Raw genomic sequence first — 11,405 nt, forward strand, 5'->3', positions numbered from 1 at the left:
GGGTCAGGCCTCGGCCTTGGCCTTGGCCTGGGTCTCCTTGGTGTTCACGTTCCGGCTGGTGTCCTGCTGCTTGGCGCGCGACTTGTCCAGCGCCGCGACCAGGCCCGCGATCACCAGGAACAGCACGATCGGGATACCCACGAAGTAGCCCAGCGTCTGGATGACGCTCAGGCCCGGGCCGGGGTCGTCACCGTCGTCGCGGGTCAGCGCGAGCGCGGGAGACGACATGAGCAGCATCATCAGCGTCGTACCGGCGGCCAGAGCGCCGGCGCGCAGGGCGTTCTTCTTGTCCACAGTGCAAACGTAGCGAACGCCTGAACGCACCGCGCGTCCGGGGTGCCGTATGCACCGCCCCCCCTCGCCCGGCACCGCCCGCCACATGACGACGCCGAGCGCGTACGCCGAGACCAGGGGCCCGGCGGGGGGGATGGAGACGGGCAGGTCGTCCGCGCCGGCGCGGGTCTCGCCCTGCTCGGTCTCGACCCGCAGGACGGTGCCGGGCGGCAGCGCGGTCAGGGCGGCGGGGGCGGCCTCGCCGGTCCAGTGGACCACGGTGGGCGGCAGCAGGCGCCGGGCGAGTTCTTCTTCGCGGGCGGCGAGCGCGGCGCGGGTTGCCTCCTGACTGCTCGCGTCGACGTCCAGGGCGGCCAGGGCGGCGACGACCGCGTCGGCGGAGGCGGCGACCGTGCGGCCCGGGGAGGGACTGTAGGAGGTGGCGACGCCGTGCAGAGCGGCGAGCCGGGCCAACTCGTCGCCGGGCGCTCCGGCCGGCTGCGGATCCGTCATCTACGGCTCCGCCCGGCCGGCTCCGGCGTCGGCGCACTCGGCGCCGTACTCGCCGGCCGAGAAGGCGGCTTCGCCGGTCAGGGAGGTGGCTTCGCTGGTCAGGGGGGCGGTTTCGGCGAGCGGCGGTTCGCTGGTGAGCGGTTCGGTGTCGGGCAGCGGGGGTTCGCTGGTCAGGGGGGCCTCGGCCCAGGCGGCCTCGGCGCTGAAGGGGCAGCCGGCCTCCGTGCCCAGGCCGGCCGGACGGGGTGCGGCGGAGGCCGGCCACAGGGAGGCGACCGGTTCCGCCCCGGGTTTGGGAGGGGCGGTGTCCGCCGCGGGTTTGGGCAGCCGAGTGTCCGCCGCGCGTCCGGGCGGGGCGCTGTCCGCCTGGGCCGGGGGCAGGGCGGTGTCGGCCAGGGCCGAGAGCAGCAGGTGTGCCGGTGCGGCCACGGGGGCCTCCTTGTCGAGTGCGGAGAGCGGGTCATCGCAGCCCTACCCAGTGCGTGCGGAGGCAGACGTCCCGGAACGCACGAGGTGCTCCTGGTCACATTCCGCCCCCCTCCAGAGTGAGGCCGGACAGGACCTGCGGACCACTCTCGTTGGGCTGCTCAGGCCCTTTCCCGCACTGCTCGCACAAACGTTCTGAGGCGGTGCCCGGAGCTCGGGGCGCGCACTACGGCGCTCGGAACGTGACTGGTTGCGCAACGGCGCCCGGGGCTCAGGTCAGGCGCCAGCCCTCAGGCCCACGCGGTCTCGCGCCCCGACGCGCGCGGCTCGACCGAGCGCACCACGACGCCCGCACCACGACGCCCGCGCCGCTGGGGGCGCACGCCACACGACGCCCGCGCCGCGGGGACGCACGCCATACGACGCCCGCGCCACGGGGACGCACGCCACACGACACCCAGGCCACAGGAGCGCGCCACACGCCCCCGCCGGCGCGGGCCACGCGACACGGCTCCCGAGGCCCGGACGTCGGGGCAAACGGCGCCCGCGCCCGGCGCCCGGTCGGCCGCCCGGCGCCCGGTCGGCCGCCCGGCGCCCGGTCGGCCGCTCGGCGCCTCCCGGGGCCTCCGCGCCCGGGGCGGTCAGGCCGACAGGCCGTCGATCCGGGCCAGGGCGTCGTCGGCGCCGTACGGCTGCAGGTACGGCAGCCAGCGCGGGTCCCTGTGGCCGGTGCCGATGATGCGCCAGGCCAGACCGGTGGGCGGGGCCGGCTTGTGACGCAGGCGCCAGCCCAGCTCCACCAGGTGCCGGTCGGCCTTGACGTGGTTGCAGCGCCGGCAGGAGGCCACCACGTTGTCCCAGGCGTGCCGACCCCCGCGCGAGCGCGGGATGACGTGGTCGACGCTGGTGGCGACACCGCCGCAGTACATGCAGCGGCCTCCGTCGCGGGCGAACAGCGCCCGTCGGGTCAGGGGGACGGGCCCCCGGTAGGGGACCCGCACGAAACGCTTGAGCCGGACCACGCTGGGTGCGGGGACGGTGAGGGTCGCGCTGTGCAGATGGGCGCCGGACTCCTCGAGGCAGACTGCCTTGTTCTCGAGCACGAGGACGAGCGCGCGGCGGAGCGGTACGACGCCGAGGGGCTCGTACGACGCGTTGAGGACCAGGACATGCGGCACGGGTGCCTCCTTGTACGCCGGCGGCGCGTGGCTCGCGCCGGGACGATCTGCAGTCAGTGTCCCCTCATGCCTGGTGACCGCGCCACCATGTCCCGGTAACGGGCTGGGAGTGTTTTCGACCACATCCCTTTCATCCCCCGGATCGCGGTCCGCTCACACGGGCAGCTCAGACGCGGGTCGGCACCCTTCCCCCGCCGGACCTCCCCGAAAGTTCACGGCGATCCGCACACCGTGCCCCGTTAGTGTGGTGGTTCTGCCCGTCCGGTGACCTCTTCGTGATCCAGCCGATACTGACCGCATACGCCGGAGGGCGGACGCACCTGGAGGTACCTGCCGTGTCCTTGCCCGCCGTCCTACTGGCCGTCGGCCCGTCCCCGTCGCCGACTCCCTCGCAGTCGACGGACGTGACGGTCCCCACGTTGCAGGACGCCCAGCAGAGCGCGAACCAGGCGGCGAGCTGGGTGGAGGAGAACTGGTCCACGTGGCTGGCGATCGGCCTGCGGGTCGTCCTGATCGTGTTCATAGCGATGGTGCTGCGCGTGGTGGTCCGGCGGGCGATCACCAAGCTCATCGAGCGCATGAACCGCAGCGCCCAGCAGGCGGCCGGCACCGGGCTGGGCGGTCTGCTGGTCAACGCCGAGCGACGGCGGCAGCGGTCGGCGGCGATCGGCTCGGTGCTGCGTTCGGTGGCCAGCTTCCTGATCCTCGGCACGGCCGCGCTGATGGTGCTGTCCACCTTCCAGATCAACCTGGCTCCGCTGCTGGCGTCCGCCGGTGTGGCGGGCGTGGCGGTCGGTTTCGGTGCCCGCAACCTGGTCACGGACTTCCTCTCCGGCGTGTTCATGATCCTGGAGGACCAGTACGGCGTCGGCGACACCATCGACGCGGGCGTGGCCACCGGCGAGGTGATCGAGGTCGGCCTGCGCGTGACCAAGCTGCGCGGGGACAACGGCGAGATCTGGTACGTCCGCAACGGCGAGGTCAAGCGGATCGGCAACCTCTCCCAGGGCTGGGCGACGGCCGGCGTCGACGTGACCGTCAAGGCCAGCGAGGACCTGGACAAGCTGAAGGCCACCCTGACCGAGGTCGCCGAGACCATGGGCAAGGAAGAGCCCTGGAACGAGCTGCTGTGGAGCCCGATCGAGGTCCTGGGCCTGGACAGCGTGCTGATCGACTCGATGGTGGTGCGGGTGTCCGCCAAGACCATGCCGGGCAAGTCCACGGCCGTGGAGCGCGAGCTGCGCTGGCGCATCAAGCGCGCCTTCGACGAGGCCGACATCCGCATCGTGGGCGGCGCGACGGCCCCCGCTGAGGAGGACCCGGCCCCGGACCCGACGGCCACGGTCGCGGCCCCGTCGGCGTACGCCAACCCGACCTCTCCGGAGACCCGCGCGACGACCCCGATACCGCCGCAGTCCGGCGGCAAGTGAGGACCTCCTCCTTCCGGAGGGGCCGGAGGCGTCGCGCCTTCTCGTTCTTCCCGAGGCGTCGCCTTCTCCTTCTTCCCGCGGCGTCGTGCCTTCTCCTCCTTCCGGAGGCGTTCTTCCCGAGTCTCCTTCCGGAGGCGTCATGCCTTGACGCCTCCGTCACGCCGGGCTTAGGTTCCTGCCACCGACAGGAAACTTTCCTGACAGTGCCGACAGTGCTGGGGGCGGGTCACATGGCGGGAACCTCCGGTACGCCGGGCACCCCGCGCGTGCTGCGCGCCATGAACGACCGGGCCGCCCTGGACCTGCTGCTGGAACACGGGCCGCTGTCCCGGACCCGCATCGGCAGGCTGACCGGCCTGTCCAAGCCGACCGCCTCCCAGCTGCTGGCCCGGCTTCAGGCCGCCGGGCTCGTCGTCGCCACCGGCACCAGTGCGGGGCACCCGGGCCCCAACGCCCAGCTGTACGGGGTCAACCCGGCCGCCGCCCACGCCGCCGGCCTCGACGTCACCCCGCGGCGCATCCGTGCCGCGGTCGCCGATCTCACCGGCCGCACCGTCGGCGCGTACGAGCTGCCGACCCCGGACCACCGCCCGGCCCGCCCCGTCGTGGGCCAGGTCACCGATGCGCTCGACGGCGCGCTCGAGGCCGCCGGCCTGGCCCGCGGCGACGTCCGCCGCCTGGTCATCGGCACCCCGGGCGCCTTCGACCCGCGCACCGGCCGGCTGCGCTACGCCTCCCACCTGCCCGGCTGGCACTCCCCCACGATCCTTCAGGAGCTGGCGGCCGCCCTGCCGATGCCGGTGGAGTACGAGAACGACGTCAACCTCGTCGCCGTCGCCGAGCAGCGCCTCGGCGCGGCCCGCGGCCACCGCGACTTCGTGCTGCTGTGGAACCAGGAGGGCCTGGGCGCCGCGCTGGTGTTCGGCGGCCGGCTGCACCGCGGCTGGACCGGCGGCGCCGGCGAGGTCGGTTTCCTGCCGGTGCCCGGCGCCCCGCTGATGCGCCAGGTCGCCCAGACCGACAGCGGCGGCTACCAGGAGCTGGCCGGCTCCCAGGCGCTGCCGGCGCTGGCCCGCGAGCTGGGCGTACCGGACGTGCCGAGCGGGCCGTACGCCGAGGTGGCCGCCGCGCTCGTGGGCCGCGCCGCCGAGCACGCCGACGGCCCCCACCGCGCCCTCCTGGCGGCGTACGCGACCCGGCTGGCCACCGGTCTGGCCTCCCTGGTCTCCGTCCTCGACCCCGAACTGGTCGTGCTCGGCGGCACCTCGCTCACCGCGGGCGGCGAGGTGCTGCGCGCCCTGGTCCAGGCCGAGCTGGCCCAGCTGGCCGCCTCCCGGCCGCGCCTGGTGCTCGGCGAGGGCCGCGAGCACCCCGTGCTGCGGGGCGCGCTGGAGAGCGCGCTGGCGGCCACCCGCAACGAGGTCTTCGACACCTCCCGCTGACCCCTGACCGACGACCAGCCGACCCACGACCAGCCGATCCCCGACCCAGATCCAGCCGATCCACGACCAGTCGATCCACGACCAGCCGATCCCCGACCCACAACCAGCCGACCCAGACCGACGACCGGCCGAGCCATGACCGGCCAGGACGAGGAACCAGGCGCACACTCACCGCAGTCACGCGAAGTCACACCCGGCAGTCACACAGCCAGTCACACAGGCAGTCAAGGGACAGAGAGCCAAGGGACGGACGCAGATGAAACTCACCGTGGTCGGCGGCGGCTCGACCTACACCCCCGAACTCGTCGACGGCTTCGCCCGCCTCAGGGACACCCTGCCCGTCGAGGAACTGGTGCTCGTCGACCCGGCGGCCGACCGCCTGGACCTGGTCGGCGGCCTGGCCCGGCGCATCTTCGCCAAGCAGGGCCATCCCGGCCGGATCGTCACCACCGGCGACCTGGACGCGGCCGTGGACGGCGCCGACGCGGTGCTGCTGCAACTGCGGGTGGGCGGTCAGGCGGCGCGGCAGCAGGACGAGACCTGGCCACTGCAGTGCGGCTGCGTCGGCCAGGAGACCACGGGCGCCGGAGGGCTCGCCAAGGCGCTGCGCACCGTCCCGGTGGTCCTGGACATCGCCGAACGGGTGCGCCGCGCCAACCCGGAGGCGTGGATCATCGACTTCACCAACCCGGTCGGCATCGTCACCCGCGCCCTGCTGCAGGCCGGCCACCGCGCGGTCGGGCTGTGCAACGTGGCGATCGGCCTGCAGCGCAAGTTCGCGGCGCTGCTGGGCGTCGCCCCCTCCGAGGTGCACCTGGACCACGTGGGCCTGAACCACCTCACCTGGGAGACGGGCGTACGGCTCGGCGGGCCGGAGGGCACGGACGTCCTGCCCCGGCTGCTGGCCGAGCACGGCGAGGCGATCGCCGCCGACCTGCGCCTGCCCCGCCCCCTGCTGGACCGCCTCGGCACCGTCCCCTCCTACTACCTGCGCTACTACTACGCGCACGACCAGGTGGTGGACGAGCTGCGCACCAAGCCGTCCCGGGCCGCCGAAGTGGCCGCCATGGAACGCGAGCTGCTGCGCATGTACGGCGACCCGACGCTGGAGGAGAAGCCCGCGCTGCTCGCCAAGCGGGGCGGCGCCTACTACTCGGAGGCGGCCGTGGACCTCGCCGCCGCGCTGCTCGGCGGGGGCGGCAGCCCCTACCAGGTGGTCAACCGCACTCCTATACACTTCTGACGCAGCCGACGAACACTTTGCGCATTATTCTTCTCGCGATCATAATTCCACTATNCACGGCGCTGCGCGGCACCCTCGGCGGCGAGGTGGAGCGGGGCGCCGACCACCACGCGCACGGCGGCTGACCGCGGGGCCGCACCGGTGCGGGCCGCATCGGCGTGGGGGCGGCGGCGGGGCCCCCCCCCCCCGCCCCCCCCCGCCCCCGCGGCCCGCCCCGCGCCCCCCCCGCCCCCGCGTCCCCGGGTGGTGCAGGCGGCGGTGGGCCCCAAGGGCCCCTCCCCCCTGCCCGTGGCCCCGCTGGACCCGCTCTACGCGGGCCTGGTGGCCAACGTGACCGCGTACGAGGACCTGGCCCTGCAAGCGGCGCTGCACGGCGGCCGGGACCGGGTCCTGCGCGCCCTGCTCGCCCACCCCCTGATCGGCCAGTACGCCTACGCCGAGACCCTCACCGACCAGCTCGTCGCGCACAACCGGGAGCACCTCGCGTGGGCCTGACCGCGAGCGTCCTCGCCATCGACGCCGGCAACAGCAAGACCGACGTCGCCGTGGTCGCCGCCGACGGCAGTGTCCTGGCCACCGCCCGCGGCGGCGGCTTCCGGCCCCCGGCCGTGGGCGTGGCGGCGGCGGTCGACACCCTGGCGGCGGCCGTCGCCCGCGCCTGCGAACAGGCCCGGGTCGCCTCCGTCGCCCACGTCTCGGCCTGCCTGGCCAACGCCGACCTGCCGGTGGAGGAGGAACAGCTGGCGGCGGCCCTGCACGCGCGCGCGTGGGGCACGACGGTCCAGGTCCGCAACGACACCTTCGCGATCCTGCGCGCGGGCGTGGCCGAACCCCGCGGGGTCGCGGTGGTGTGCGGCGCCGGCATCAACTGCGTCGGCATGCGCCCGGACGGCCGCACCGCACGCTTCCCCGCCCTGGGCCGCATCTCCGGCGACTGGGGCGGCGGCTGGGGCCTGGCCGAGGAGGCCCTGTGGTACGCGGCCCGCGCGGAGGACGGCCGGGGTGAGCCCACCGCGCTGGCGCGCACCCTGCCCGGCCACTTCGGCCTGGATTCCATGTACGCCCTCATCGAGGCGCTGCACCTCGGGCACGTGGACCCGCACCGCCGCCACGAGCTGACACCGGTGCTGTTCGCCACCGCCGCCGAGGGCGACCCGATCGCCGTCTCGCTCGTGGACCGGCTGGCGGAGGAGGTCGTCACCATGGCGACGGTCGCGCTGCGCAGGCTCGACCTGCTCGCGGAGGAGACGCCGGGGCTCCTGGGCGGCAGCGTCCTGGCCGCCCGCCATCCCCGGCGGGACGACGGCATCCGCGGGCGGCTCGCGGCCCGCGCCCCCAAGGCCGTGCCCCGGGTCGTCACGGCCCGCCCGGTGCTCGGCGCGGCCCTGCTGGGCCTGGACCACGTGGGGGCACCGGAGTCGGCCCAGCGGCGGCTGCGGGACTGCTTCGACGGCTGAACGGGGTGAACCGGGCGACGGGACGGCCGAGGGGTGACAGGCAGGACGACTGTCGGACTGCCGGGTGAACCGGCGGGCGAACCGGCGGGCGGGTCATGACTGTTCGTCATTCCGCCGGGGAACCGAACCGACTCCTGCGGCGTATTCATGGGCAGGGGGTGGTGCGCATCACGGTGTCGCCCGCGCCACGGCGCCTCGCGCTGCGATCCGACCAAGATCCAGTCAAGGCGGTGCGGATGTCAGTGGCGGCAGGGATACTTGCGGCGACGGATGACCATGGGGGAGGTCAGCAGTGACACAACCGCCGACGGGCGGCTCGGCGCCGCCGGGCCCGGTCCCGCCCGCCGTGCCCGCCGTGCCGCCCGTCGGCGGTTGTGTCCCTGCCCGTCTCTTATACACATCCGACGCTGCCGACGACCCCCTACGTCCACCTCTCTCCGGGCGTCCCCCCCCTCTAACAAACACAACACCCACAGACTGCAGTCAGTACCAGTAAGCTGTCAGCGGCCGGACTGCGGCGGGGCGTACGAGGACGTGGGCGGCGGCGAGCTGTACTGCGACACGTGCGGGCTGGCGCCGGTGGTGTCGGCGACGGGCCTGGTCGGCTCGGCGCCCACCGGGGTCACCGGCGCGGGCCGCGCCTCGCGGGCTTCGGCGGGCAGCGCCGGATCCAGCGGCCGCAGCGGTCGTACGTCCTCGCGGTCCACGGGGTCCTCCCGCTCCCGCCGCTCGGTGTCGGGCCGGCTGTCGCGCACGGTGCCGGGCGGGTCCGCCGGCCGGTCGGTGTCGGTGCGCGGGTCCGGTTCCGCGGCGGGTTCCTCCGGCCGTGGGCGGCTGGGGGCCGGGCTGGTGCAGGTGCCGCAGGTGCCGCGGCCCGACCCGCAGTCGATGGTGCTGGCCGACCCGCAGGTGCCCGAGCGCAAGCGGTTCTGCTCGCGTTCGGACTGCGGGGCGCCGGTGGGCCGGGCCCGCGGCGGCCGGCCGGGGCGCACGGAGGGCTTCTGCACCAAGTGCGGCCACCCGTACTCGTTCGTGCCCAAGCTGAAGCAGGGGGACGTCGTCCACGGCCAGTACGAGGTCGTGGGCTGCCTGGCGCACGGCGGCCTGGGCTGGATCTACCTGGCCGTGGACCGCGCGGTCTCCGACCGCTGGGTGGTGCTCAAGGGCCTGCTGGACACCGGTGACCAGGACGCGATGGCCGCGGCGATCTCCGAGCGGCGGTTCCTGGCGGAGATCGAGCACGCCCACATCGTGCGGGTCTACAACTTCGTCGAGCACCTGGACCAGCGCACCGGCTCCCTCGACGGCTACATCGTGATGGAGTACGTCGGCGGCAAGTCGCTCAAGGAGATCGCCAACTCCCGCCGCACCCCGGACGGCCGGCGCGATCCGCTGCCGGTGGAGCAAGCGTGCGCCTACGGCATCGAGGCCCTGGAGGCGCTCGGCCACCTGCACAGCCGCAACCTGCTGTACTGCGACTTCAAGGTCGACAACGCCATCCAGACCGAGGACCAGCTGAAGCTGATCGACATGGGCGCGGTGCGGCGCATGGACGACGACGAGTCGGCGATCTACGGCACGGTGGGCTACCAGGCGCCCGAGGTCGCCGAGGTCGGCCCGTCGGTGGCCAGCGACCTGTACACGGTGGGCCGCACCCTGGCCGTGCTGACCTTCGACTTCCAGGGCTACACCACCGTCCACGCCGACTCGCTGCCCGACCCGGACACCGTCGACGTCTTCCGCCGCTACGAGTCGTTCTACCGGCTGCTGGTGCGGGCCACCGACCCGGACCCGGCGCGCCGGTTCACCTCCGCGCAGGAGATGGCCGAGCAGCTGACGGGTGTGCTGCGGGAGGTGGTGTCCGTGCAGACGGGCCGGGCCCGGCCCGCCCTGTCCACGCTGTTCGGCCCCGACCTGAAGGTGACGGACACGGAGTTGTTCCCGGCGCTGGACGGGGACGTCTCCCGGCTGGGGGCGCGCCCGCCGCGCGGGCGCCGGGCCGCGCGCGCCGCGCTGCCCGCCGGCGCCCCGAGCACCCCGAGCGCCCCCGCCGGCGCGGTGGGCGCGGCACCTCCCGTGCCCGTCCGGCCCGTCGACGCCCCCGCCGCGGCGCTCGCCCTGCCCGTACCGCACGTGGACCCCGCCGACCCCAACGCCGGTCTGCTCGCGGGCCTTTCGACCTCCGCGCCCGGCGAGCTGGCGGCCGCCCTCGCCGCCGCGCCCGCGCCGTCCACCGAGACCCGGTTGCGGCAGGTCCGCGCGGAGCTGCAGACCGGCGAGCACGACGCGGCGCTGCGGACGCTGAGCGCGCTGGAGCAGGAGCACCCCGACGACTGGCGGATCGTCTGGTACCGGGGGGTGGCCTCGCTGGTCACCGGCGACCACGAGGAGGCGGCCCTCGCCTTCGACGCGATCTACGACGCCTTCCCCGGCGAGGTCGCGCCGAAGCTGGCGCTCGGCCTGTGCGCGGAGGTGCTCGGCCAGCTCGACAACGCCGCCGAGTACTACCGCCTGGTGTGGGCCACCGACCCCGGCTGTGTGAGCGCGGCGTTCGGCCTGGCCCGGGTCCAGCTCGCCGGCGGCGAGAGGAGCGCGGCCGTGCGGACCCTGGAGTCGGTCCCGGAGTCCTCCATCCACTACACGGCGGCGCGGGTGGCGGCCGTGCGGGCGCGGCTGCGGCACCGCCGGGCCGGCGCGTCCGACACGCCGTTCGTGGAGGACCTGACGGCCGCCGCCGGGCAGGTGGAGGCCCTGCAGGCGTACGGTCTGGACCCGGCGCGGCGCGAGCTGCTGGCGGCGGAAGTCCTCGGCTGCGCGCTGGACTGGATACTCTCCGGGGGCCGGGACTTGGACCCGGCCTCCCGGCGGGTGCTGCTCGGCAGCGACCTGGACGAGCGGGGACTCCGCTTCGGCCTGGAGCGTTCGTACCGCACGCTGGCCCGGCTGGCGTCCGGCAGCGAGGAGAGGATCGACCTGGTGGAACGTGCCAACCGTTACCGCCCCCGGACGTGGGTGTAGGTGATGTCGCAGATGCACCGGCAGGCCGCGCTGTCGAACTGCCCGAGCTGCGCCGAGCCGCTCGAATCGGGTGACCGTTTCTGCGGCGCCTGTGGTCACGACCTGTCCACGGCCGCCGCACCACCGGCCGACACGCCGACGCTCACCATGAACGGCGGCCCGGTGGGCAGCGGCTCGCTCCCGCCCCCGGCCGCGCCCGCCGACCACGCCCCGCCGGCCGCAGGCGCGCCCGGAGCCCTCTGGCCGCACGCCCCGCAGCCGGACGGCGTCCAGGAGCCGTCGCGCACCCATCTGCCCACGGACCTGCCGGGCCCGCAGGACCCGGGCGGCGCCCCGCTGCCCGCGCACCCGCCGCTGCCCGCACAGCCGCCGTCCGCCGCGCAGGCCCCGCCACCACCCGCGCAGCCACCGTCGTACCCGCAGGC

The 11,405-nt window shown here is 74.8% G+C and carries 8 protein-coding genes and 3 pseudogenes; 7 read left to right on the forward strand and 4 right to left on the reverse strand.

The window, feature by feature from the left end; translation table 11 throughout:
• Window positions 1–3 precede the first annotated feature (3 nt).
• The 4 genes and pseudogenes from GV126_RS13025 to GV126_RS13040 all read right to left on the reverse strand — a co-directional run bounded on the left by GV126_RS13025 (window position 4) and on the right by GV126_RS13040 (window position 2,390).
• Window positions 4–294 (reverse strand): hypothetical protein, encoded by a 291-nt coding sequence (locus GV126_RS13025; protein ID WP_159673616.1) that lies wholly within the window; start codon window positions 292–294, stop codon window positions 4–6.
• Between the two features lie 132 nt (window positions 295–426).
• A pseudogene (locus tag GV126_RS13030) lies at window positions 427–786 on the reverse strand (4-alpha-glucanotransferase); the annotation flags it as partial.
• A complete protein-coding gene (locus tag GV126_RS36430; protein WP_419796001.1) occupies window positions 787–1,113 on the reverse strand; it encodes a hypothetical protein in 327 nt (108 codons plus the stop codon).
• Window positions 1,114–1,853: 740 nt separating this feature from the next.
• A complete protein-coding gene (locus GV126_RS13040) occupies window positions 1,854–2,390 on the reverse strand; it encodes an HNH endonuclease (protein ID WP_028422069.1) in 537 nt (178 codons plus the stop codon).
• A gap of 335 nt (window positions 2,391–2,725) precedes the next feature.
• Here GV126_RS13040 and GV126_RS13045 point away from each other — a divergent pair, with 335 nt between their 5' ends.
• From GV126_RS13045 to GV126_RS35765, 7 genes and pseudogenes are all read left to right on the forward strand, one after another.
• The gene (locus tag GV126_RS13045; RefSeq protein ID WP_185946683.1) at window positions 2,726–3,820 is read left to right on the forward strand and encodes a mechanosensitive ion channel family protein; all 1,095 of its coding nucleotides are present in this window, start codon (window positions 2,726–2,728) and stop codon (window positions 3,818–3,820) included.
• 230 nt (window positions 3,821–4,050) lie between these two features.
• Entirely contained in the window at window positions 4,051–5,262 is a 1,212-nt protein-coding gene (locus GV126_RS13050) for an ROK family transcriptional regulator (RefSeq protein WP_159665883.1), read from the forward strand.
• 256 nt (window positions 5,263–5,518) lie between these two features.
• Window positions 5,519–6,484 (forward strand): annotated as a pseudogene (locus tag GV126_RS13055) (family 4 glycosyl hydrolase); the annotation flags it as partial.
• Between the two features lie 270 nt (window positions 6,485–6,754).
• Window positions 6,755–7,000: pseudogene (locus GV126_RS13060) on the forward strand (family 4 glycosyl hydrolase); the annotation flags it as partial.
• Window positions 6,991–7,962 (forward strand): N-acetylglucosamine kinase, encoded by a 972-nt coding sequence (locus GV126_RS13065; RefSeq protein ID WP_159665885.1) that lies wholly within the window; start codon window positions 6,991–6,993, stop codon window positions 7,960–7,962. The pseudogene GV126_RS13060 and the gene GV126_RS13065, both read left to right, overlap by 10 nt.
• A 477-nt stretch (window positions 7,963–8,439) precedes the next feature.
• Complete coding sequence (locus GV126_RS13070; RefSeq protein WP_159673618.1) at window positions 8,440–10,980, forward strand: serine/threonine-protein kinase; 2,541 nt, start codon at window positions 8,440–8,442, stop codon at window positions 10,978–10,980.
• Window positions 10,981–10,983: 3 nt separating this feature from the next.
• The coding region (locus tag GV126_RS35765) for a zinc ribbon domain-containing protein (protein WP_236569976.1) at window positions 10,984–11,405 on the forward strand (422 nt) is incomplete at its 3' end.

The organism is Streptomyces mexicanus, from assembly GCF_902506575.1.
GTDB classification, from domain to species: domain Bacteria; phylum Actinomycetota; class Actinomycetes; order Streptomycetales; family Streptomycetaceae; genus Streptomyces; species Streptomyces mexicanus.